This window comes from Bacillus mojavensis (assembly GCF_012648005.1).
Lineage (GTDB): Bacteria > Bacillota > Bacilli > Bacillales > Bacillaceae > Bacillus > Bacillus mojavensis.
On record NZ_CP051464.1, the window covers coordinates 2,157,254 to 2,179,205 of the forward strand.

The following is a 21,952-nucleotide window of genomic DNA, read 5'->3' on the forward strand; positions in this document are numbered from 1 at the left end:
CCCCCTGTCTAATCAATGATATTTTCCAATCCGTACACAAGCTGATCAATCTTCATGACTTGTTCTACAGACAGTTTTACACCGGACATGAAGGAAGCGCGGTTATAAGAGTCGTGGCGAATCTGCAGCGTTTGGCCGTCCATGCCGAACATCACTTCCTGATGGGCAATCAACCCTGGTAGACGAACACTGTGCAGACGGATTCCGTTTAGCTCCGCACCTCTTGCTCCTGGGAGGATTTCTTTTTCATCTGGATGCCCTTGCTGTTTTTCTTTTCGAACTTCAGAAATCATTTCCGCTGTTTTGAGAGCAGTTCCGCTTGGCGCGTCAAGCTTCTGATCATGGTGCAGCTCAATAATCTCAACATCATCGAAGTAGTTGGCAGCCATTTTTGAGAATTTCATCATGAGTACCGCACCCAATGCAAAGTTTGGAGCGATGATAGCCCCGATCCCTTTTTCTTCTGTCAGAGTTGTAAGTTCTTTCAAATCAGCTTCAGAGAAACCGGTAGTGCCCACTACAGGACGGACACCGTGTTCTAATGCAACTTTTGTATGTACTTTGCCGATTTCGGGTGTTGTTAAATCAATTAATACATCTGGTGTTGTTTCTGTAAAGCAGGCATGGATATCTGTGTAAATAAGAGCATCAGACTCCACAGCCATCACATCAGATAATTTGCGCTGATCGTATGTATGGTCTACTGCTCCGACCAGGTCAAAATGAGGTGTTTTTTCAGCCAATTTAACAGCTTCTTGCCCCATTCTTCCCCGCGGTCCTGCAATGACTACTTTAATTGTTTCGTTTGACATCTTGATCTCCTCTACTTTCCTTCTTCTTTTCTTGTCCAGCGGTCTTTATCTCTAGTATTAAATTTATGCATGACTCGGTCGTGGGCTTCCTCCAATGAAATATCAAGAGAATTGGCTAAACAAACCAATACAAACAGCACATCGCCCATTTCCTCTTCCATGCTTTTATCATCTTCAGTCGCTTTTTTTGGTTTTTCTCCATAACGATGATTGACTTCTCTTGCTAGCTCGCCCAGTTCTTCGGTTAATCTTGCCATCATGGCAAGCGGGCTGAAATACCCTTCTTTAAATTGGCCGATATAGCGGTCCACCTCAGCCTGTATATCTTTCATTGTTTTATCACTCACTGCACGAAACCTCCTATCATCCTCTTACATGTTAGCTAATTCGGATACGTTTGACAAATGTTTAAGCACGTTTGCTGTTTTCTTTTGCATCCACTATAATATAAACGCTATCTAATGGAAGGAAAAGGGGTTTTGTGTGATGCTTGGAGAAATTAGATTAAAAAACATAATTTTTATATTAATCGGTGCAGCAATTTTTTCATTTGGCCTGGTTCATTTTAATATGCAAAACAATCTGGCAGAGGGTGGATTCACGGGAATTACACTATTGCTTTATGCCCTTTTCCATATTAGTCCTTCTATTTCAAACCTGGTTTTGAATATCCCGATCTTTTTTATCGGCTGGCGTTTGCTGGGCAGGACGATGTTTGTATACACACTAGTCGGTACTGTAGCACTGTCTTTATTCCTTAGCATTTTTCAGCGATATGAAATACATATGCCCCTTCAGCATGATCTTGCGCTTGCCGCTTTATTTGCCGGCGTATTCATTGGAGCCGGCTTAGGCATTATTTTTAAGTACGGCGGGACGACGGGCGGGGTTGATATCATTGCCCGTTTGATCAATAAGTATTTTGGGATACCAATGGGCAGAACGATGTTTGCTTTTGATGCTTGCGTGATCATTTTATCATTGCTTACCTACCTCTCTTACAAAGAAGCCATGTACACATTGGTTGCCGTATTTGTGGCGGCACGACTGATTGATTTTACTCAGGAAGGCGGGTATGCAGCTAAAGGTGCAACAATCATCTCTGCGAAAAACGATCAGATTCAGAAGAAGATTCTTGAGGAAATGGAACGGGGCGTTACCATTTTGAAAGGACAGGGATCCTACACGAAAGAGGATCTAGACGTACTGTATTGTGTAGTGCCGAAAAACGAATTGGTCATGCTAAAAAGTGTGATTAACTCCATTGATCCTCATGCCTTTGTCGCGGTCAGCGATGTACACGATGTGCTTGGAGAAGGATTTACACTTGATGAAAATAAAAATCCGCTCCCGCGCTAATGTTTTTTGGATGACAAAAGGCGGCTGCCGCCGCCCCTCTTACTCATTTTGGGTAATCCCGTTTTTTCAGTTTCTTTTTTTCCGCTCTGTATTTTCTGTAACCGACATAAGTAAGTGCAGTAATGATGATACCTCCTGTAGTGATCATCACCCATAACAAAGACGGATCTGCATCATCCTCTTCCACCCTGTCAAATACACTCTTCAGGTCGTTCTGGAGTAGGGATAGCCGTTCAAGCTTCGTACTCTCGGTCATTTGCTGAAATCCCTCTTGCTCGATCACTGCAATATGTTTTCCGACTGTATCAAGCTGATCTTCTGATATATCGATTGTAAGACTTGGATAAATCAAATCATACAAGCTGATAAATTCATTCCACTTTTCATGAAAGCTCGTACTTTCATTTTTTTGGACATCCTGCTTAAGTGCGGCAAAGACCTCCATAATCGGCTTCTCCAGTGACCCCCAAAGGGGATCAGACTGATTGTCAACAGCATCCATCAGCATTCTGAACTGCGCGGCTGCTCTGAGCTTTTGTGTGTCTGATGCCTCAGCCTGTTTTAAACTCCGTACCATATCGTTATAGCCCAAAGTAATTTGGCGAATTTGGGCTCCGGTTAACATGCTGTCTTGTTTCTGCTTTTCAGCGGATTTTAATGTTTTTTCAAAATACGATAGGACTTGTAGCGCCTCTTCATATTTCGATTGGCGGGTCATTTGAAAAACCGTATCGGATAAATCATTCAATTCCTTGAGGCTTCCCCGCTCTTCAGCCTTGGCATTCCCATTATAAAAAATAAGAGCAATCAACAAACAGATCGTCAGCTTTCGTTTCATGCAGGTCCCTCCCACTCTCTCTCCTTACAGAATATGAAGGAAAGGACAAGGATAGACCAAGATTGTCTTTACGTCAGTTGAAGCTTTGTTTGCTTTTTCGATATGACAAGATAGAAGGCAAGCCCGATTGAAAAGATGCTCAGCCAAAACGTTCCGTATCCGATGTCAGTCATATATTCAGAAAGCATGGAGTATTGGGGCATCATCCCAAACAGGTAATCAATGACATCATTATGAAGCGTCCAGACCGCAGCTATAACAAGATGCCATAATGAAAACCGAAAATACGGGCTGTACAGCACTCCTTGGACAGCCATAGCAAAATGCGAGGCAATCAGCATATAGCCTTCCCATGGCAAATCCCCCGTGACAGCCAGCACGAGAATATTCATGACGACCGCCCACAAGCCATATTTCACGAGCGTGACTAACGCAAGCGCTTCAAAAAGCGGAGCATTCCGCTTCATGAGAAAGGCCAGCAGCACAAACAAGAAGAAAAACGTTGCTGTCGGACTGTCCGGAACAAAGACGAGGAAACGGGCCGGCGTCTCCAAAATCTGAGGCAAGTACCAATAGTAGCCGTAAACCGTCCCCAGAATATTGATGGCTAAGACAAGAATAAGCATCGTTCGCTGTCCTAATACATATTGAAACCATTTCACATCAAATCAACTCTCAGTCTGTAAAAATAATATGTCCATATAAAAAAGCTGACGCCTGGTCAGCTTTTGATAATAAAAGTATATCCTTCCATTTCGCAATTCACAATACGTTATTTTGCGGTTGTTTCGGAAATGAATTTCGCAAGTTCTTCAAGCTGCTTATCATTTCCTTTGAACACACCTGCCGGCATTTGGCCTTTTCCTTCAACAGCAATCTTTTTGATTTCTTCCGGCTTCAGTCCGGTGTCTACCAATGAAGGCCCAGCCGCTCCGCCTTGAAGATTATCCCCGTGACATGAAATACAGCCCTGCTCCTGAAAAATTTTATATCCTTCGGCACTGGTATCGATATCCGCTTCTTTTGTGATTTTCCCCTGCTCCTCCGCCTTTGCCCAATCGTGAGTGGCTACAGACTGCCAGGTCAAAAATACAGCCGCGGAAATAGCTAAGAGCATCATCCCCACAGCCACAGGACGCTTCCAAGGCCTTCTTTCTGTTCCCCTGTCGAGAAATGGCGCCAAAAGCAGAGCGCCAAAGGCGATCCCCGGCATAATCATAGCGCCGACCACCGTAAAGCTCCCAGCGGCGTATTCATATTTCAAAAGCTGATATAAGAAAAGAAAATACCAGTCCGGCAGCGGAATATAACCTGTATCAGTCGGGTCCGCCATCCGCTCCAAAGGCGGCTGGTGTACAATCGTCAAAACAAGAAAACCGATCAGAAAGACAGCTCCGACCATCCATTCCTTTAATAAGAAATTTGGCCAGAAGGCTTCTGTTTTACCGGGATACTCTGAGTAATCCTTCGGTATATTCGGCTTTTTCTCAGCCGGTATCCTTGAGTCTCCTACAAATTTCATCCCTTTGCCCCGGTGCATGTCATCCCCTCCCTTTTATTCGCAGATCAAGTTTAAAGCGGTCCTGAAATTCCCTGCTTGCGGATCATAATAAAGTGTGCGGCCATCAATCCAAACAATGCGGCAGGAAGAAAGAATACATGGATCGCAAAAAACCTAGTCAGCGTTTGGGCGCCTACAATATCCGGATGCCCTGCCAGGAGTGTTTTGACTTGCGTCCCGATTAAAGGAGTGGCTTCAGCGATCTGCAGTCCAACTTTTGTGGCAAACAGAGCCTTCATATCCCAAGGAAGCAAGTAGCCTGTAAACCCAAGCCCGAGCATAACAAAAAAGATTAACACACCGACTATCCAGTTCAGTTCCCGCGGCTTTTTATACGCCCCTTGGAAAAAGACCCTTAGCGTATGTAAAAACATCATCACAATGACCAAGCTGGCGCCCCAATGGTGCATCCCCCTGACAATCTGGCCGAATGCGACTTCATTTTGCAAATAATATACTGATTCCCAAGCATTTTTAATATCAGGCACATAATACATCGTTAAAAACATCCCGGACAACACTTGGATAACGGTTACAAAAAACGTCAGTCCCCCAAAGCAGTACACAAACGCAGAGAAATGATGGGCGGGATTCACATGTTCCGGCACTTCGTGATCGGCAATATCCCTCCACATCGGTGTAATATCAAGCCGTTCATCTACCCAGTCATAAATTTTGTTCAGCATGTCACCCTTCCCCCTTAGGCTTTGCTTTTCCAAGATACAGGAAGCCGTTTTTAACTTCTTGCTCGTAATGATCAAGAGGCGCAAGCGGCGGCGTGCCCGGGACATTGGTGCCGTCTTTTTCATAGAGTCCGTAGTGGCAAGGACAGAAAAATTTATTCGGGTTTTTAGGATCGCTGTTCCAGTTCACCGTACACCCCAAATGCTTGCAAATTGGTGAAAGTGCTACAATCTCATCCCCATTTTTGAAAACCCAAGCTGATCTCGATTCTTCCGACTCATACCAGGCATCGACTTGATTAATTTTGAAATCAAAGCGCTGCGGCTCTTTCGTCAGCTCATCTACGCTGACAACCTGAACCATGTCCTGCTTTCCCGTCGATTTTAATACCGGGTCGAGTGCAAAGCGAACCATAGGCATGAGCATACTAGCCGCCATAAACCCCCCTACGCCTGTTAGCGTATAATTTAAAAATTGACGTCTCGATATATCATGTCTTCCGCCCATCTCTTCTCCCCCCTCAAGGTCAACCCTGCAAACTGACTAAAATAGAAAATATTTCATAACTCTAGACACCCTCATAATATATGAATCTCTCAGCAAGGTCAATATAGCCAAAATATTGTTTATGAGGAAATGTAAGTGTTTTTACGAAGCGTTCCATAACTGTAACAAAACGTTCAAAATTTCAGCTGTGCGTTCATCTAATATTTTTCTTTTTAGGGAGTCATTTAAGTGCTCTAACGGTACAGAAGGCGCAACAATAATTTTCCCTAATGACTCTTCGCTTCTCCAATGATCATCAGCTGTCAGCAGTAGAACATGATGAAAATCTGATTTGACCTCCTCCTGTAAATCTTTCAGCCCTTGAACGGTATTTTCATTTCTATCAACATATGTATAAGCAGGCAATAAATATACCCGTCCTTTTAACTGCCTTTCCAATTCTTCCGCAAGAAGCTGCGTAAATTCGCCTCTCTCTGCCGCTATTTTTATTTGGCTCCCCATTTTTATGTTAATTAATGGTATGACAGCGGTATCAATGTAATCTTTAGATTGTAAGTAGTCCTTAGCATCAGGCATTTTCCACCTCATCATCGTTCTCCCCTTTTTACGACAACAAGCCTTGCATTACGCTGCAAGGCTGGTCATGTTATGTGAGCTGATTCAATTGGCGCGATAATTGTTCAAATGCTTCTTTATCATGACGATCAAGCGCATCGTCAATGTCTTTTAATAATTTTTCTCTTTGGAATGTAGAAATGGCGTGCTCCAGGATTTGTTCAGCCAGCCCCTGATCTTTTTTGTTTTCAAACAGATCTTTCGGAATGTGAGGGTTGGACTCCAGCACCGCCGCATACTCAGGAGAACTGTAGGCTGAACGGAAATTAAGCTGGATAAACAAATCCTGCTGTTTATTTAATCTAATATCATGAAAAGATTTTTCCGCGTCGGTTGTCATGACATTCTCTTTATAAAACCGAAACGGAACTTCTTCAACACAATGTGTTGACATTATAATGCCTCTCGGGCAAAATTCTGCCTGCTCCACAAAATGAACCTTTTCCATTAAAGAATCGTGGCTCATTAAGTAGTTCAAGATCCATACGCACTCTCTGCGTTTTAGCTGATAATGGTTTAAAAACCAACGGATAAAATCCTTTTTCTCATTGACAGAAACAGGGGTCTGCATGTAATTCCCTCCTCTATCGATCGTATAATCTATACTTATATGTTCCACATAAGCGGTTAAAATTCCTGCTTATCTCGAAAATTCATCCTCGATCCGCAAGATTATTTCTTCCAGCTCTTCATTTGCTCCGTCTATTTCGAGTACCTTTTTCAATAGCGGCAGCGCTTCTTGTTGAAGGCCTTCTTCTAATAAAAAGGTTGCATATTCGTATAAGAAATCTCTGTCCTCACGATAGTGAAGAAAAGCAGCTTCAAAGGATTGTTTTGCTTCTTCGTACTGCTCTAATTCGGTGTAAGCGCTGGCCAGATACCAATTGTATTTCGGATCTTCTTCCCCGTAGCCGCGCACCTCTTGAATCAGATCAATAATTTGCTCATAATCCTCTTCCTTATGATACACAGCAAGGAGAGTATGAAGTGCTTCGACGAAGCCAGGATCAAGAGCAAGCGCTTCCTGAAGAAGTTGTTTCCCGTCTTCTGATTTCCCGATTTTTAACGCCATCTTTGCGGCATAGAGGAAAAGCTCCTTGTTGTATTCATCATATCTGATACCCTCTTTTGCCGTTTTTAATGCCTCTTCATACATCCCTTCAGCCTCATAGCTTTTTGAAAGCGGCATATAAAGTGATGAATAGGATGGATCAAGCTCTTTTAAATCGGACAGCTGTTTAATAGCCGTTTTGATCAGTCCGGCCTGTGAGGCTGTAAATCCATAGCCGAAAATTGTATTAGGGTCAGGATTCTCATCTGCAGCTTTCTCATACCACGGAATGGCCTCCTCAAAATCTCCTGATGCACTTAGCGATTCTGCCAGCCTTTGGTGGACATTAACGCCTCCGATCTCACTCTGCTCCCCAGCCGTTCTTTTAAAATATTGAACAGCTTTTGCATAGGCTCCTTGCGTAAAGTAAAGCTCGCCTAACGCAAAATCAATGATTGGTTCATTTTCAAGAATAGACTTTGCCTGTAAAAGCTTTTGCTCACTTACTTCGAACAGTCCCTGCATCTGATAAAGATCAGCCATGAGCAGCAGGCTTTCCGGATATGATGGGTCTGATTCCGGGATCGTTTCCAGCACAGCCAGCGCTTTTTCTTCTTCGTCAATATCTATTAAAAGTTCAGCATAAAAATTCGTCAGTTCTGTTTCATTCGGGTATAGATCATGCAAATCACTGATCAGTGAGATCGCTTTCTCTACATTTCCCCACTCGTAATAAAGCTGTGCTGCGATGGCTTTATCTTCATCATGAAGCTGTTTTTCGGCCTTCGAGAGGGTGTTGAGTCCCTTTTCTGTTTCTCCTGCTTCAACTAATTTTATGGCTTCTTGAATTAATGTATTCAAATCGGACCGGTCCTTTCTTTTCCTAACAACATCAACCATACATAAAAGTCTTATTTGTTCAGGGGTTAATCCTATCATAATTCAGGTGAAAAGCCCTCGGCAAATAAGATGCTTACACTGTACGTCAAGGAATTTCTGAGTCTTATTAGTTTATCAAAAGATCCTGCGATAGCAAATAAAAAAAGGAAGATAGCCCTCTATTACAGTAAAGCAGCCTTTGACCTGCCGACTTGTAAGTAAAGCCCCCTCCCTCTTTTGAAGTTTTATATTCCTCTATAAGACAGGCTATGTTTTTTTCCTTCAGTTTATGACTGATAAACAACTCGCACAACAAATCCTGAAGCATAAACTTCAGGATTTGTTTGAAAGCTTATTTAAATGATCAAAGAAGTTTGGATATGACACATGTATGGCGTCGGTCTGTCCGATCTCAACCGGCTTTTCTGTTAAACAGGAAGCTATACCCAGCATCATGCCGATCCGATGATCTCCATGACTGGATACTTTCGCGCCGCCTTTCAGAGTTTGTTTGCCGTATACCTTCATTCCGTCTTCGGTCGGTTCAATCTCAGCACCGAGCTTTCGAAGCTCTGAAACAACTGTGTCGATACGGTTCGTTTCTTTCACTTTAAGCTCTGCGGCATCCTTAATAACTGTTGTTCCTTCCGCCTGAGTCGCTAGGAGCGCAATGATAGGTATCTCATCAATCAAGCGCGGAATAATATCTCCGCCAATTTCAACCGCTTTAAGAGATGACGTTTCAATGATCAAATCTCCATAGGGCTCTGCGCTTTCCTCAACAGACGGTATAATTTCAAGCTTTGCGCCCATGTTTTGAAGCACGTCGATGATACCGGTCCGAGTCGGATTTAACCCAACGTTTTTCATTACAATTCTGCTGTTTGGAATCATTGCGCCAGCTGCAAGGAAAAACGCCGCTGAAGAAATATCTCCGGGAACAAAAATATCTGCAGCCATAAGCTGCTGGCCGCCTTTTATGGAAACACTTGTCTTGTCCTCTGCCAGTTTCACTCCGAAAGCAGACAGCATCCGTTCAGTATGATCTCTGGATTTATGAGGCTCAGTGACGGTGGTAGTCCCCTCAGCCTGCAAACCGGCAAGCAAAACAGCCGATTTAATTTGCGCGCTTGCCACAGGTGATACATAGTCAATGCCTTTTAATGTACCGCCGCTAACTGACAGCGGTGTAAATTCTCCGCCGGCTCTGCCGTCAATTTTAGCGCCCATTTGTTTCAGGGGCTCTGTTACACGTTTCATTGGACGCTTCGCAATGCTTTCATCCCCAGCTACCGCGCTGTAAAAAGGACGACCCGCAAGGATCCCGAGCATCAGACGAATCGTTGTGCCTGAATTACCGACGTCTAACAGGCTTTCTGGCTCACGCAGGGAATCAATCCCTTTCCCGTGAATGACTACATCACTGCCGTTACGCTCAATTTGAACACCCATCTTCCTAAAGCAATCGATGGTGCTCAGACAGTCCGCTCCCGGCAGAAAATTTTTAACAGTTGTTGTGCCTTTCGCAAGCGCGCCAAACATAACAGAGCGGTGAGAAATGGATTTATCACCGGGTATATGTATTTCTCCGTTTAACGCCTGCACCTTTTCTCTTTTCATTGTTTTCCACCTCAATCAGCATAAAAAGTTTCATATTCCGCCCGGGCTTCTATGCACTGTTCGGCCCGTTTGCGGTCATCATCGGATTGAAAACTGATCCTTAAAATCCCGTTAATATCTTCTCTCGTTTCAATAATGCGGATATTCGTTATACTAATGCGTTCCGCAGCAAGTATAGCCGTTATCTCTGAAATTACACCAGGATGATCCGGCACGTCTACGTATAAATCATAAAATGCCGGTATAGCGCCCTTCTGCCGGAGAGGCAGTCCGTCACGGTAGTCCTTTGCCGTTTTAAAATAATTGAATAGTTTTTCGGCATCCCCATGCTCAACATATGCCCGGATCGTTTCAATTTCACGAGTCCACTCATCAAAACGATCTAAAATCTTATCTTTATTATGTAAAAGAATATCACGCCACATTGCAGGACTGCTTGATGCAATCCGGGTAATATCCCGAAAACCGCCGGCTGCAAACCGCTTCACAAGCGGATAAAGCTCTTCCGAGTGATGGGTCTGATGCACAAGACTGGCTGCAACAATATGCGGAAAATGGCTGATCACGCTCGTTACGCCATCATGCTCTTCAGGCGACATTTCTACAAATTGGGCATTCGTCCCTTGCAGCAAATATTTTAACTGATCAACGGCTTGTCTGTCCGTTTTATGGCCTGGGGTTAAAATATAAAACGCATTTTCAAACAAAAATTCCTTTGCGGCAGCAACTCCTGATTTATGCGAGCCTGCCATTGGATGCCCTCCGACAAATTGGTAGCCGGCAGGCAGCACTTGATCGGCGTAATGAACCACTTTTTGCTTTGTGCTTCCTACGTCAGTAATCAAAAGCGGATGCTTAATTCCTGAATGAGCCAGTTCATCAAGCATAAGCAGCGTTTGCGCAACAGGTGTGGCGATAATAACGGTTGCAGCTTTTTTCGCGCCGTCAATAAACGAATCAGCACTCTCATCTATCACACCTAATTTTAAAGCAGCCACCACCTGCTCATCTGAGATGTCGACCCCAATAATGCGTTTTTCCGGATGTTTTTTTTTGATGGCTAACGCAATAGAACCGCCTATCAATCCGAGACCGGCGAGCAATATTGTATCTTTGATTTGATTCATTCGTCATCACCTGTTCATAGACTAAAGAGGTGATACTTGATCACCTCTTATAAAATTTCAGCTAAAGTTGCAAGAATTTCCTCGTTTTGCTCTTTCGTCCCGATCGTAATCCGGAGTGAAGTCGGGAATCCTAATGCATTTCCTGATCGGACTATATAACCTTTTTGCAGCAATGCCTGAAACAACTCATCAGACGGGCGGTTAAAGTCTATTAAAACAAAGTTTGTCTGTGAAGGATAGCACTTTAATCCGTGGGTTTTCGCAAAATCATAATACTGCTGAAGGCCTGCTTGATTTTTCTCGATGCAAGAGGCGATAAATTCTTGATCGTCAAGCGCTGCAATCGCTGCTGCCTGCCCAAGACGGCTGGTGTTAAACGGCTCTCTGGCCGGCTCTATTTGGCGGATCAATTTTTCGTCAGCAATGCCGTATCCAACTCTAAGCGCCGCCAGACCGTAAGCCTTTGAAAACGTGCGCAATATCATAAGATTGGGGTACGTATTCAAAAGCGGTATGCTTTCCGGGTAATCCTCAGCTGTTACATATTCATAATATGCTTCGTCAAGAACAACGAGGACACGAGAAGGAACACGCTCCAGAAAAGAAATCAATTCTCCTTCAGCTGTATAAGTGCCAGTCGGGTTGTTCGGGCTGCAAATCCAAACAACTTGAGTCTGTTCATCAATCGCTTCAAGCATCGCGTCTAAATCATGAGAGCCGTCAGCACGTAGGGCAATTTCACGAACTTCAGCGCCTTCAATCACCGCATTATGCTTATATTGCGGAAAAGTCGGGGCGGCTGCAATCGTGTTTGTTTTGTCATTTAAAAAAGCCCGGCATAAAATTTGGATGATTTCATCTGAACCATTGCCGAAAATAAGTGATGTTTCGCTGACATTGAGGTGCTCACTAAGCCTTGTCCGCAAAGCGGCGCTATATCCATCGGGATATAACGCAAGCTGTTGAATTTCATGGTGAAGCGCCTCTTTTGCAGCTTCCGAACAGCCATACGGATTTTCGTTTGATGCAAGCTTCACGACTTTATCCAAACCATATTCAGCTTTTACTGCTTCAATTGGTTTACCCGGCTGATAAGGCTTTAGTTGTTTTAAATGTTCTTTGATACGCAAATCCAGTCACCTCATTTTAAACTGTACAAACCGCCAAACATCTTCGCGTAATCTTCAAACTCCTGCACTGCACGATCTCTCGTCTCAATGCTGATGAGCCGATCCTTTAATTCTTCTATCTTTTTGACGAGCGCACTTCCCACTACGACACCGTCACAGATTTCATTCATCTTGACCACCTGCTCGCGGCTGGAAATACCAAACCCTACAGCAACCGGCACAGAGCTGAGATTCTTCACTGTCCGGATAAATCGATAAGCTGATGAATTGAACTCATTTCGGACACCGGTCACACCTAACGAAGATACACAGTAGACGAAGCCCTCGGCTTGTTCAATAATGGTTTTCAAACGGCTTTCGCTTGTCGGTGCAACTAAAGAAATATACGTTACCTCGTGGGTTTTGCATTCCGCTTGAAGGCTGGCGCTTTCTTCTAAAGGCAGATCCGGAACAAGCAGGCCGTCTATATGATTTTCCCGCAGTAAAGCGAAAAAGTATTCTTTGTTCAATTGTAACACAGGATTATAATACGTAAAGAGGATAATAGGAATATTGACGCCATTTTTTTTCATTTTTCCGCCTAATTCAATCGCCTTTACAATATTCATCCCATTATCAAGCACCCGTTTTGAAGCCCGCTGAATCACCGGACCGTCTGCCAGCGGATCTGAGTATGCTACACCAATCTCAAGTGCCGTGGCTCCCGCTTTTTGGAGAGACTTAGCCAGTTCGATTGAAACTTCTGGCAACGGATCACCCGCTGTAATAAACGGGATAAACAGCTTTTCCGACTGGTCCTGGTCTATGTTAAACATCCGCTTTCACCTCATCTTCCAATACGTTCATTAATGTGTTGACATCCTTATCTCCTCTTCCTGATAAACAGACGAGGATAGTTTGATCACGGTCCATCTCTTTTGCGATTTTAAATGCCTTCGCTAATGCATGAGCAGATTCGATCGCTGGTAAGATTCCTTCTTTTTCTGACAATAGTTTTAACGCATCTACTGCTTCTTCATCAGTTATGCTATCGTATGTGACACGGCCGCTTTTATGCAAATAGGCGTGCTCCGGACCAATTCCCGGATAGTCAAGCCCTGCTGAAATTGAATAAGGCTCAATAATTTGACCGTACCCGTCTTGAATGAGGTAAGTGAGCGAACCGTGAATCACGCCTATGGTTCCTTTCGTAATGGTAGCAGCATGAAGCGGAGTATCAATTCCTTTCCCTGCCGCTTCAGCACCGATCAGTTCAACATCTTCGTCTAAAAATGCCTGAAACATGCCTATCGCATTACTTCCGCCGCCTACGCAGGCAACGACTTTATCAGGCAGCGTTCCCTCAATATTTTGCAGCTGATCCTTCGCTTCCTCTCCGATCATTTTTTGAAATTCCCGGACAATTTGCGGGTAAGGGTGTGGCCCGACAACCGATCCGATCATGTAAAAATGATCCTCACAATGCTGAACCCAATAGCGGATGGCCTCATTTGTCGCATCCTTCAGTGTCCCGTTTCCGCTTGTAACCGGCACAACCTCCGCTCCAAGAAGCTTCATTCGGAATACGTTCAGAGACTGGCGGGCGACATCCTCCTCACCCATAAATACAATGCAGGAAAAACCAAACTTTGCAGCAACTGTCGCGGCGGCTACCCCGTGCTGCCCGGCACCTGTTTCTGCAATGATTTTCGTTTTGCCCATTTTTTGTGCAAGCAATGCCTGGCCTAAAGCATTGTTGATTTTATGAGAACCTGTATGGTTTAAATCTTCTCTTTTCAAATAAATTTTAGCGCCGCCTAAATGCTCTGTGACCCGATCGGCATATGTTAATGCGGTCGGCCTGCCGGAATATTCCGCTAACAGCTTCTGATATTCCTCCCGAAAAGCGGGATCATCCTTTATTTCCTTAAATGCTTTTTCAATTTCTTCTAGCGGCTGCATAAGAGTTTCCGGAACAAACTTCCCGCCAAAATCGCCGTATCTGCCTATTTCATTTGGATATGGATACATATCGTTTCATCCTTTCTTCTAAGAGCCTAATCAGGTTGACATCTTTTTGTCCGTTCTTTTCTATTCCGCTGGCAAGATCGACTCCGCCCGGTTTCCATTTCAATAAGTCTGCGATTGTGTCGGGATTCACACCGCCTGCGATGAAGCACCGTTTCCCCGTTTGTTCAGCTTTCTGCTGATATTCCGGCACACACTCCCAAGCAAAAGCCACTCCTGTCCCGCCTCTTGCACCTTTTACAGATGAGTCAATCAAAAAACCGTCTACACAATCGTTAAAGCGGTCCATATCCTGAATTGCTGTGCTGTTATGATGGAGCGCCTTCCATATTTCACAATGTGTCAGCAGGCGAAGGGCTTCAGCATCCTTCGGTGTCTCATCACCGTGAAGCTGGATGACGTCTAGTTGCAATTCGTATGCTATACGGGCAATCGTTCCCATTGTTTCATTCACAAAAACGCCGACAATCTGTTTTCCGGTGCGAACTTGGCTCAGCCACTTTTTCACATCTGCAGTGGATACTTTTCGTTTACTGTCAGCAAAAATAAAGCCCAGATAATCTGCCTGTGAATCCGCTGCAAGCCGCAGATCCTGCAGCGACCGTATACCGCAATACTTTAATGCCGGTTTTTTCATCTCTTCACTCCCCATACAAAGCATGGATTGCTTTTTGCTGTGAATGTTGTCTCATCAATGACTCACCGATCAGAACAGCTTGGGCCCCATGTTCCTTAACAAATGTTAAATGTTCTAGAGTACCAATGCCGCTTTCACTGACAAGCAAGCATTCTTTCGGAACGAGGGATGCAATCTGTTTCGTCTGTTCGAGTGAAGTTTCAAATGTTTTTAAGTTTCGATTATTAATACCGAGAATATCAGGGGTGAATACCTTTACTATTTGTTCAAGCGTTGTTTGATCATGAACCTCAACTAACACGTCCATTTCCTTTTCCTTTGCTTCGAGATACAACTCGTGAAGCTGTACGGGATCAAGCACTTCGCCGATTAACAATATGGCATCTGCTCCGATTCTCTTTGATTCCTCCACTTGAATAGAATCAATAATAAAATCTTTTCTTAGCACAGGGATCGAAACAGCACGCTTCACGTCTGATAAATACCTGTTTTTCCCTTGAAAAAACGGAAAGTCAGTTAAAACAGAAAGCGCGTCTGCCTGCGCAGCTTCATAGTCTTTCGCAATCCGCTCAGGAACAAAATCTTCTTTAATGAGCCCTTTTGACGGCGACGCTTTTTTGACTTCGGCAATCAATCCGATAAAACGGTTTGCGTCAGCCAGCGCCTCTTTAAAAGACCGTTTTTCAAAGGGCTGCTCTTCTGGCAGGATAAGAGTTTTGACTTCTTCTTTTTTTTGATTGATTATGTTTTCAAGCATAGATCTCTTCCTCTTTCTGTTTCAGTCTGTCGAGCTGCGCTGCGGCACCTCCGCTTGTAATCGTTTCTAACGCAAGCTCCGTTCCTTCCTTCAGTGTTTCGACAATACCCGCCGTGTATATCGCAGCGCCGGCATTAAAGGCTGTAATATATAAAGCTGATCGGCTGCTTTTATTTTCAAAAATATTCTGAATCAAATGAGCGCTTTCTGTCGGTGACTGCACCTGTATATCTTCAAGTCTGCCATTTTTGAAGCCAAAGTCTTCGGGTGAAACTGTATATTCCCGGCGCTCTCCATCCTTGATCTCAATCACATCGGTCGGTGATGTAACCGAAAGCTCATCTAAACCGTCACGGCTTGCTGCGAATAGTACATGCTTTGGCTGAAACATTTCGAGTGCGCTTGCCATCAATCCCGCTTTTTCAGCAGAATAGACCCCAATCACCTGACGCTTCGCCTGCAAAGGATTGCTGAGCGGTCCGAGCAGATTAAAAATCGTTCTGAATCCGAGCTCTTTTCTTGTGCCCGCTACATGTTTCATGGACGAATGATAAAGCGGCGCAAAGAGAAATCCCATGTTATTTGTTTCAATGCTGACTCTAACTTCTTCAGGTGTGGTTTGGATTGGAATCCCAAGCTCTTCAAGAACGTCGGCGCTTCCGCTTTTAGAAGATACGGAGCGATTGCCGTGCTTAGCAATTTTAGCTCCTGCTGCTGAAGCAACGATTGCCGATGCCGTTGAAATGTTAAAGGTAGAGATGCCGTCACCGCCTGTTCCGCATGTGTCAACCACATCAGGAAGTCCGTCTACCGTAAGGGCATGTGTCCGCATGGCCTTCACAAAGCCCGCCAGCTCCTCTGCAGTTTCGCCCCGATGAGCCAGGATTGACAATATACCGCCCATTTCAGAAGCAGTCATTTCTGCTGTCATCATCATATTCATAAGCGCTTCAGCTTCAACCGCAGTAAGTGTCTTTCCGTCAACGCACATTTGCAGAAATTGGTTCATCCGCTTCATCCCCCTTGCTACGAAACATGTCTTCAGCAATATGAATTGTTTTCAGCAGTGCGCCCGCTTTGTTGCAGCTTTCCTCATATTCAGCTTCCGGCTCAGAATCAGCAACAATACCTGCTCCAGCCTGTATCGATGCAACACCGTTTTTTACGCTCATGGTGCGGATCGTAATACAGGAGTCGATATTCCCGTCAAATCCGATGTAGGCGATGCAGCCGCCGTATGTCTCCCTCGGTGTTGGCTCCAATTCATTTAAAAGCTGCATGGCACGGATTTTTGGGGCCCCGGTTAAAGTTCCCGCGGGAAAAGCTGACATTAGCGCATCGACAGGGTGAACGCCCTCTTTCAGCCTTCCTGTGACAACTGAAATGATGTGCATGACATGTGAAAATGAAACAATCTTTGTGAACTCCGGCACAGCAACCGATCCATACTCCGCCACTCTGCCGATATCGTTTCGAGCTAGATCAACGAGCATATAATGCTCTGCTTTTTCTTTTTCATCTTTCATGAGCTCAATTTTGAGTTTTTCATCTTCCTTTTTGTCTGCGCCTCTTTTTCTTGTTCCAGCAATCGGATGAATTTCCAAATGCCCGTCTTGAACGTGAATTAACCGTTCCGGAGAGCTGCCGACAATCTCTCTGTCCGGAAGTTTTATATAGTACATATAGGGCGAGGGATTGACGATTCGCAGCACTCTGTACAATTCGAAGGAATCTGCTGTTATCGGAATCTCAAATTTTTGCGACAGAACACCTTGAAAGATGTCGCCTGCTTTTATATATTCTTTGATCTTTTCTACATCAGCCATAAACGCTGTTTTTTCGTAGTTTGAAGATACTGTATCGAAACTAGGTGTCTTATATGACTCAGATGAAAGAAACAGTTCTTGGATGTTTTTTTGATCCATCATCTTATCAATGAGGCCTTGGAGCTCTCGGTGATTTTTATTGAACACTGCAATTTTTTCAGCTTCAGTTTCTTGTCCATTCAATCTGGCATACTGAATAAAGTGGACGTTTTTTGTTTCATGATCATAAGCAATTAATGTGCTGCAAACAAACAGCATACACTTTTCAAATTCCGTTTCCTTTCTGTGGCGAGGAACAGATGGTTCAATTATCGGAATCATATCATAGCTTAAATACCCGACAGCTCCGCCGACAAAGGGAATGGCAAGCTCTGGCGTTTTGATTTTGTATGCTGCAGTCATCCAATCCAGAACCTCTTTCAATTCTTTTCCAGTGTAAAGGGATCTGCCATTCTCATCTTGAGCAGTAAAATCATTTTGCTGTTCTTTGATCGTGAGAAATGGCTGAAGGCCGATGAACGAATATCTGGACCAATTTGATGTGTCATCCTTGCTTTCTAGAAGGTAAGTGATCTTCCTGTCCAGCTGCTCGATCATTTGGATAGGTGTCAGTGTGTCAACTGTGAATGTCTCCACAATCGGTATGGTGCGGTAGGACATGCTCTCCTCTAAAAATGCAGAAATGTTTGATTGGAAATTCATTGCTCTCACTCCTTATGGCAAGGAGAATGAGAAGAAGGCATGAGAGGGAAAATCAAGATATAACAAATAAACCCAAAAGAAAGGCTTCTTTTGGGTAGAATAAACATACATGTCTCAGCTCAACTAGACTCATTCTCTGCTACCCTATTCTCTAACTCAACTCATTCACTAAGCTTTATACACACTCTTGTGTATTTCTAAGCTGTTCTTATCGTATTACAATTCATTATTTTTTGTCAATGATAAATCGGGTCTTAATACGACCGCTTTTTCCAAATAGACATGTCTGATTTGATGCTGAGGAACATCAGTCTGAACAGTCATCATGACCCTTATACATTTTTTCAGCCCGCCAGTAACATCCATTTCCTGCATGCATGTCACCGGTACATACTGCCAGCCAGAAAGCTCGCGCACAGCTTTTGCCGGAAAAACAGAGTGCAGGTCAGGCGTCGCCGATAGAAGCATTTGAACAACATCTTCCGGCTTTGTTTTGTTTTCTTCTATCATTTTCTCTAACAGCTGTTTGGTTTTTTGTAAAATTTCTTCTTCAGTGTCCTGTTCTACTGTAGTTGCTCCGCGAATTCCACGAATCATCATGATGTCTCCTCCATTCGCCATTTGTTCAGCCAGCTCTCAAGTTCATCTCTCGAAAACGTATGGTCGGCGACTTTTCCTAACTCTTTGAGAACGATGAATTGAATCATACCGCCGCGGGTTTTTTTATCATTCATCATACGGTCTAAAAGCACGGAAGTTGCCGTTTCTTTTTTTATGCGGCTTGGATAGCCCAGGTTCTTAAACCAGCTGACTAACCGATTTCTGTCCATTTCACAGCCGGCTTCCTGTTCACTTATATATAAAGCAAACTGCATACCGAGTGCTACCGCATCACCGTGGGTGATCTGTCCGTAGCCATACTCCGCCTCAACTGCGTGGCCAAGCGTATGCCCAAAGTTAAGAAAGGCTCTGATTCCTTCTTCCTTTTCATCCTGCTGAACGACAGACGCTTTAATCGAAATGCCTTTAAAAATCATATCATTCAGCTGCTCGCTGGTAATATCGTTCAGTGAGTGAATATCCAGCAGGTCTTTCAGGAATGCTTTGTCATAAATAAAAGCATGTTTAATCACTTCAGCCATCCCAGACCGAAGCTCTTTTTCCGGAAGGGAACGGAGGAAGTCCGTATCGTAGAGCACGGCTTTTGGCTGATAAAATGCGCCGATCATATTTTTCCCAAGCGGATGGTTTACCGCTACTTTTCCTCCGACCGCGCTGTCATGCGCCAAAAGCGTTGTAGGCATTTGAATGAAATCGATGCCGCGCATAAAAGTGGCAGCCACAAATCCAGCAAGATCTCCTACAACACCGCCTCCAAAAGCGATGATGCATGAGGAGCGATCCATATGAAATCGAATCGCTTCACTCTGCAGTTTCGTATACATATCCATTGATTTCGCCTGCTCTCCGCTCGGCACCGTCACTTTTTTGACAGGCCATTTTTCTTCCAGCAGGTGAAGCATTTCATCACCGTACAGGCGATCCACTTCTTCATCGGTAACAAGCATAATGCGTGTGAATGGCCTGTTTAGCGAGGTTAATAGTTCGCAAGCCTTTTTTCTGATTCCTTGTCCGATAAATACAGGATATGAAGAGGAAGCGGTTTGAACATGCAGTGTTCTCATTAAAATTCCCTCGACAGTTTTCTCATATTCTCCACGTTTTCTCTAATGCGGTCAATTTGGTCTAAGCCGAATTGTTCAACAACAGCGTTGGCAATTTCCCATGCAACAGCAGCTTCGGCCACTACACTTGCCGCTGGCACTGCGCAGCTGTCTGAACGTTCAATGCTTGCAGAAAACGGTTCTTTCGTTTCAATATCCACACTTTTCAGCGGTTTATATAATGTCGGAATCGGCTTCATGACTCCGCGGACAACGATTGGCATTCCTGTCGTCATGCCGCCTTCCAAACCGCCAAGTCTGTTCGTAGCACGAGTATATCCTTTTTCTTCGTCCCAAATGATCTCGTCATGAACCTCGCTACCATTTCTCCCGGCCGCTTCAAAACCGATGCCGAATTCCACACCTTTAAATGCATTAATAGATAGTACTGCCGCAGCAAGCTTGCTGTCCAGTTTACGGTCATAATGAACATAGCTGCCCACGCCCACCGGCATTCCTTCAACAATCACTTCCACAATTCCGCCGATGGAATCTCCGTTTGCCTTCGCTTCGTCAATGGCATCCATCATTTTTTTGCCTGCTTCTTCATCATAACATCTGACAGGAGACTCTTCAGTCACACGCTTCAAGTCATCAATTGAAGTATATTCCGTTTTTTCAGCCTTAACTGCCCCGATCTGTAATACGTGGCCCGCTACCTTAATGCCAAGTTCAGAAAGGATCTTTTTAGCGACAGCGCCTGCCGCCACTCTTACGGTCGTTTCACGTGCTGAAGAGCGCTCAAGCACATTTCTCATATCACGGTGGTTATATTTAATCGCACCGTTTAAATCTGCATGGCCCGGTCTCGGTCTGGAAATTTGGCGTTTCATTTCCTTTTCTTCTTCTTCAGTAATCGGAGCCGCACCCATAATTTTAGTCCAGTGTTTCCAATCGTTATTTTCTACCACAAGAGCAATTGGTGAACCAAGTGTGCGGGCATGGCGCACCCCGCTCATAATTTTCGCCTGGTCCTTTTCGATCTGCATGCGGCGCCCGCGGCCATGGCCTTTCTGGCGTCTGGCAAGCTCAAAGTTAATATCTTCCTCAGTTATGTAAAGCCCCGCAGGCACACCTTCAATAATAGTTGTCAATTGGGGGCCGTGTGATTCACCGGCTGTTAAATATCTCATGACTTCTTCTCCCTTCATCGCATTAACGCTTTTAAGTAAAACTACTATAACATATTTTTCGGTAAAAAGTCAGTCTATCTTTTTTGATAAAAGAATGTATCCGCGGGAGAAAGGCCGAATTTCTCAGGATTAAAAATCTGCTCTGTGCTGCCGACAAAGAGAACCCCATTCTTTTTTAAGCTATGTGCCATTTTTAAATACAGTTCTTCCTTTGCGTTTTCTGTAAAATAAATAAAAACATTGCGGCACACAATCAAATCAAAGTCTTGCTCGTAGCGATCCGCAAGCAAATTATGTTTTTGAAACCTAATGTTCTTCTTTATGTCATGTTTCACTTCATAGCTCTTATCAGCGTTTTGAGTAAAATAACGATCCTTCACAGAAGACGGCACTTCTTGCAAAGACCGCTCCTGATACACGCCTTTTTTCGCTTTTTCCAATGCTTTATCATCTATATCAGTGGCCAAAATCTGATAGCCTGGGAGCCCTTTCTGCTGATCTAAAATCATTGCGAGCGTATACGGCTCCTCCCCTGTAGAGCATGCCGCGCTCCATATTTTTAAAGGCTTCGAATGTTTGATTAAAGGCAAAATAGCCGTTTCAAGAACTTCCCATCTTTTATAATTACGATAAAATTCTGAAACATTAATCGTCATTCTGTCTAACGTTTCATTTAAAAGCACCTGATCCTTTTCTAATGCCGCTGCAAAATCCTTAAAGCTTTGAAAACCTTTTTTCTCATAAAGGGATGTCAGCCTTCTCTTCATTTGCGCTTCTTTGTATAAAGTTAAATCAACTCCGGTTAATTGCTTCCATTTGGTTGTAAATACGCTGTATGTATCCATCTCTTCTCTCCTAGTCTCGCTGTCTTTTGTCCTAGTATAGCTTGTTTTATCAGGAAATTGTATTCTTTCAAATAAAAAAATCAGCTTTTCAGCTGATTTCAGATAATTGGTAAAGACATGGTTGGCCCCCCTGCCGTT

24 protein-coding genes are annotated in these 21,952 nt (G+C 44.0%); 1 reads left to right on the forward strand and 23 read right to left on the reverse strand.

Features of this window, described 5'->3' with window-relative positions:
* Nucleotides 1-8 precede the first annotated feature (8 nt).
* Nucleotides 9-812 (reverse strand): 4-hydroxy-tetrahydrodipicolinate reductase, encoded by an 804-nt coding sequence (gene dapB, locus HC660_RS11155; RefSeq protein WP_168748117.1) that lies wholly within the window; start codon nucleotides 810-812, stop codon nucleotides 9-11.
* A gap of 11 nt (nucleotides 813-823) precedes the next feature.
* Nucleotides 824-1,159: a nucleotide pyrophosphohydrolase gene (locus HC660_RS11160; RefSeq protein WP_004398044.1), complete on the reverse strand. Its 336-nt coding sequence runs from the start codon at nucleotides 1,157-1,159 to the stop codon at nucleotides 824-826.
* Nucleotides 1,160-1,298: 139 nt separating this feature from the next.
* On the opposite strand from HC660_RS11160, the gene HC660_RS11165 reads away from it, so the two are divergent.
* A complete protein-coding gene (locus tag HC660_RS11165; RefSeq protein WP_010334721.1) occupies nucleotides 1,299-2,171 on the forward strand; it encodes a YitT family protein in 873 nt (290 codons plus the stop codon).
* A 43-nt stretch (nucleotides 2,172-2,214) separates the two neighbouring features.
* Here HC660_RS11165 and ypjB read toward each other — a convergent pair whose 3' ends face one another.
* The 21 genes from ypjB to cheR form a co-directional block, all read right to left on the reverse strand.
* The gene (ypjB, locus tag HC660_RS11170; protein ID WP_168748118.1) at nucleotides 2,215-3,009 is read right to left on the reverse strand and encodes a sporulation protein YpjB; all 795 of its coding nucleotides are present in this window, start codon (nucleotides 3,007-3,009) and stop codon (nucleotides 2,215-2,217) included.
* A gap of 68 nt (nucleotides 3,010-3,077) precedes the next feature.
* Nucleotides 3,078-3,671, reverse strand: a complete 594-nt coding sequence (gene lhaT, locus HC660_RS11175; RefSeq protein WP_168748119.1) for a lipoprotein heptaprenylglyceryl N-acetyltransferase LhaT — start codon at nucleotides 3,669-3,671, stop codon at nucleotides 3,078-3,080.
* A gap of 110 nt (nucleotides 3,672-3,781) precedes the next feature.
* Entirely contained in the window at nucleotides 3,782-4,549 is a 768-nt protein-coding gene (locus tag HC660_RS11180; RefSeq protein ID WP_010334724.1) for a menaquinol-cytochrome c reductase cytochrome b/c subunit, read from the reverse strand.
* A gap of 32 nt (nucleotides 4,550-4,581) precedes the next feature.
* Nucleotides 4,582-5,256 carry a menaquinol-cytochrome c reductase cytochrome b subunit gene (qcrB, locus tag HC660_RS11185; RefSeq protein WP_003225560.1) on the reverse strand — a complete coding sequence of 225 codons (675 nt, stop codon included), beginning with the start codon at nucleotides 5,254-5,256 and terminating at the stop codon, nucleotides 4,582-4,584.
* 1 nt (nucleotide 5,257) lies between these two features.
* Nucleotides 5,258-5,761, reverse strand: coding sequence for a Rieske (2Fe-2S) protein (locus HC660_RS11190; RefSeq protein ID WP_168748120.1), 504 nt, complete (start codon nucleotides 5,759-5,761; stop codon nucleotides 5,258-5,260).
* A 141-nt stretch (nucleotides 5,762-5,902) separates the two neighbouring features.
* The gene (locus tag HC660_RS11195; protein WP_168748121.1) at nucleotides 5,903-6,349 is read right to left on the reverse strand and encodes a YpiF family protein; all 447 of its coding nucleotides are present in this window, start codon (nucleotides 6,347-6,349) and stop codon (nucleotides 5,903-5,905) included.
* Nucleotides 6,350-6,407: 58 nt separating this feature from the next.
* Nucleotides 6,408-6,947, reverse strand: coding sequence for a ReoY family proteolytic degradation factor (locus tag HC660_RS11200; RefSeq protein ID WP_003225551.1), 540 nt, complete (start codon nucleotides 6,945-6,947; stop codon nucleotides 6,408-6,410).
* A gap of 69 nt (nucleotides 6,948-7,016) precedes the next feature.
* Nucleotides 7,017-8,288, reverse strand: a complete 1,272-nt coding sequence (locus tag HC660_RS11205; protein ID WP_168748122.1) for a tetratricopeptide repeat protein — start codon at nucleotides 8,286-8,288, stop codon at nucleotides 7,017-7,019.
* Between the two features lie 351 nt (nucleotides 8,289-8,639).
* Nucleotides 8,640-9,926: a 3-phosphoshikimate 1-carboxyvinyltransferase gene (gene aroA / locus HC660_RS11210; protein WP_168748123.1), complete on the reverse strand. Its 1,287-nt coding sequence runs from the start codon at nucleotides 9,924-9,926 to the stop codon at nucleotides 8,640-8,642.
* A gap of 11 nt (nucleotides 9,927-9,937) precedes the next feature.
* Complete coding sequence (locus tag HC660_RS11215) at nucleotides 9,938-11,053, reverse strand: prephenate dehydrogenase (RefSeq protein WP_168748124.1); 1,116 nt, start codon at nucleotides 11,051-11,053, stop codon at nucleotides 9,938-9,940.
* Nucleotides 11,054-11,100: 47 nt separating this feature from the next.
* A complete protein-coding gene (gene hisC / locus HC660_RS11220; RefSeq protein ID WP_168748125.1) occupies nucleotides 11,101-12,183 on the reverse strand; it encodes a histidinol-phosphate transaminase in 1,083 nt (360 codons plus the stop codon).
* An 11-nt stretch (nucleotides 12,184-12,194) separates the two neighbouring features.
* Entirely contained in the window at nucleotides 12,195-12,998 is an 804-nt protein-coding gene (trpA, locus tag HC660_RS11225; RefSeq protein ID WP_168748126.1) for a tryptophan synthase subunit alpha, read from the reverse strand.
* Nucleotides 12,991-14,193, reverse strand: a complete 1,203-nt coding sequence (gene trpB / locus HC660_RS11230) for a tryptophan synthase subunit beta (protein WP_168748127.1) — start codon at nucleotides 14,191-14,193, stop codon at nucleotides 12,991-12,993. Before trpB ends, trpA begins: the two co-directional genes overlap by 8 nt.
* Entirely contained in the window at nucleotides 14,174-14,827 is a 654-nt protein-coding gene (locus tag HC660_RS11235; RefSeq protein ID WP_168748128.1) for a phosphoribosylanthranilate isomerase, read from the reverse strand. Before HC660_RS11235 ends, trpB begins: the two co-directional genes overlap by 20 nt.
* A gap of 4 nt (nucleotides 14,828-14,831) precedes the next feature.
* Nucleotides 14,832-15,584, reverse strand: a complete 753-nt coding sequence (trpC, locus tag HC660_RS11240; RefSeq protein WP_168748129.1) for an indole-3-glycerol phosphate synthase TrpC — start codon at nucleotides 15,582-15,584, stop codon at nucleotides 14,832-14,834.
* Nucleotides 15,577-16,593 (reverse strand): anthranilate phosphoribosyltransferase, encoded by a 1,017-nt coding sequence (gene trpD / locus HC660_RS11245; RefSeq protein WP_168748130.1) that lies wholly within the window; start codon nucleotides 16,591-16,593, stop codon nucleotides 15,577-15,579. Before trpD ends, trpC begins: the two co-directional genes overlap by 8 nt.
* Nucleotides 16,565-18,112, reverse strand: coding sequence for an anthranilate synthase component I (gene trpE, locus HC660_RS11250; protein ID WP_168748131.1), 1,548 nt, complete (start codon nucleotides 18,110-18,112; stop codon nucleotides 16,565-16,567). The genes trpD and trpE overlap by 29 nt, the downstream gene beginning before the upstream one ends.
* A gap of 216 nt (nucleotides 18,113-18,328) precedes the next feature.
* Nucleotides 18,329-18,712, reverse strand: a complete 384-nt coding sequence (gene aroH, locus HC660_RS11255; protein WP_029441343.1) for a chorismate mutase — start codon at nucleotides 18,710-18,712, stop codon at nucleotides 18,329-18,331.
* Complete coding sequence (gene aroB, locus HC660_RS11260) at nucleotides 18,709-19,797, reverse strand: 3-dehydroquinate synthase (protein WP_168748132.1); 1,089 nt, start codon at nucleotides 19,795-19,797, stop codon at nucleotides 18,709-18,711. The genes aroH and aroB overlap by 4 nt, the downstream gene beginning before the upstream one ends.
* Nucleotides 19,797-20,969: a chorismate synthase gene (aroC, locus tag HC660_RS11265; protein WP_168748133.1), complete on the reverse strand. Its 1,173-nt coding sequence runs from the start codon at nucleotides 20,967-20,969 to the stop codon at nucleotides 19,797-19,799. The genes aroB and aroC overlap by 1 nt, the downstream gene beginning before the upstream one ends.
* 74 nt (nucleotides 20,970-21,043) lie before the next feature.
* Nucleotides 21,044-21,814: a protein-glutamate O-methyltransferase CheR gene (gene cheR / locus HC660_RS11270; RefSeq protein WP_168749454.1), complete on the reverse strand. Its 771-nt coding sequence runs from the start codon at nucleotides 21,812-21,814 to the stop codon at nucleotides 21,044-21,046.
* Nucleotides 21,815-21,952: the final 138 nt, after the last annotated feature.

Excerpts from the sequence above, each read along its gene's own strand:
- dapB (WP_168748117.1), bottom strand. The coding sequence starts at position 812 with ATGTCAAACGAAACAATTAAAGTAGTCATTGCAGGACCGCGGGGAAGA.
- HC660_RS11165 (WP_010334721.1), top strand. The coding sequence starts at position 1,299 with ATGCTTGGAGAAATTAGATTAAAAAACATAATTTTTATATTAATCGGT.
- ypjB (WP_168748118.1), bottom strand. The coding sequence starts at position 3,009 with ATGAAACGAAAGCTGACGATCTGTTTGTTGATTGCTCTTATTTTTTAT.
- HC660_RS11180 (WP_010334724.1), bottom strand. The coding sequence starts at position 4,549 with ATGCACCGGGGCAAAGGGATGAAATTTGTAGGAGACTCAAGGATACCG.
- qcrB (WP_003225560.1), bottom strand. The coding sequence starts at position 5,256 with ATGCTGAACAAAATTTATGACTGGGTAGATGAACGGCTTGATATTACA.
- HC660_RS11190 (WP_168748120.1), bottom strand. The coding sequence starts at position 5,761 with ATGGGCGGAAGACATGATATATCGAGACGTCAATTTTTAAATTATACG.
- HC660_RS11195 (WP_168748121.1), bottom strand. The coding sequence starts at position 6,349 with ATGAGGTGGAAAATGCCTGATGCTAAGGACTACTTACAATCTAAAGAT.
- HC660_RS11200 (WP_003225551.1), bottom strand. The coding sequence starts at position 6,947 with ATGCAGACCCCTGTTTCTGTCAATGAGAAAAAGGATTTTATCCGTTGG.
- aroA (WP_168748123.1), bottom strand. The coding sequence starts at position 9,926 with ATGAAAAGAGAAAAGGTGCAGGCGTTAAACGGAGAAATACATATACCC.
- HC660_RS11215 (WP_168748124.1), bottom strand. The coding sequence starts at position 11,053 with ATGAATCAAATCAAAGATACAATATTGCTCGCCGGTCTCGGATTGATA.
- trpA (WP_168748126.1), bottom strand. The coding sequence starts at position 12,998 with ATGTTTAACATAGACCAGGACCAGTCGGAAAAGCTGTTTATCCCGTTT.
- trpB (WP_168748127.1), bottom strand. The coding sequence starts at position 14,193 with ATGTATCCATATCCAAATGAAATAGGCAGATACGGCGATTTTGGCGGG.
- HC660_RS11235 (WP_168748128.1), bottom strand. The coding sequence starts at position 14,827 with ATGAAAAAACCGGCATTAAAGTATTGCGGTATACGGTCGCTGCAGGAT.
- trpC (WP_168748129.1), bottom strand. The coding sequence starts at position 15,584 with ATGCTTGAAAACATAATCAATCAAAAAAAAGAAGAAGTCAAAACTCTT.
- trpD (WP_168748130.1), bottom strand. The coding sequence starts at position 16,593 with ATGAACCAATTTCTGCAAATGTGCGTTGACGGAAAGACACTTACTGCG.
- trpE (WP_168748131.1), bottom strand. The coding sequence starts at position 18,112 with ATGAATTTCCAATCAAACATTTCTGCATTTTTAGAGGAGAGCATGTCC.
- aroH (WP_029441343.1), bottom strand. The coding sequence starts at position 18,712 with ATGATGATTCGTGGAATTCGCGGAGCAACTACAGTAGAACAGGACACT.
- aroB (WP_168748132.1), bottom strand. The coding sequence starts at position 19,797 with ATGAGAACACTGCATGTTCAAACCGCTTCCTCTTCATATCCTGTATTT.
- aroC (WP_168748133.1), bottom strand. The coding sequence starts at position 20,969 with ATGAGATATTTAACAGCCGGTGAATCACACGGCCCCCAATTGACAACT.
- cheR (WP_168749454.1), bottom strand. The coding sequence starts at position 21,814 with ATGGATACATACAGCGTATTTACAACCAAATGGAAGCAATTAACCGGA.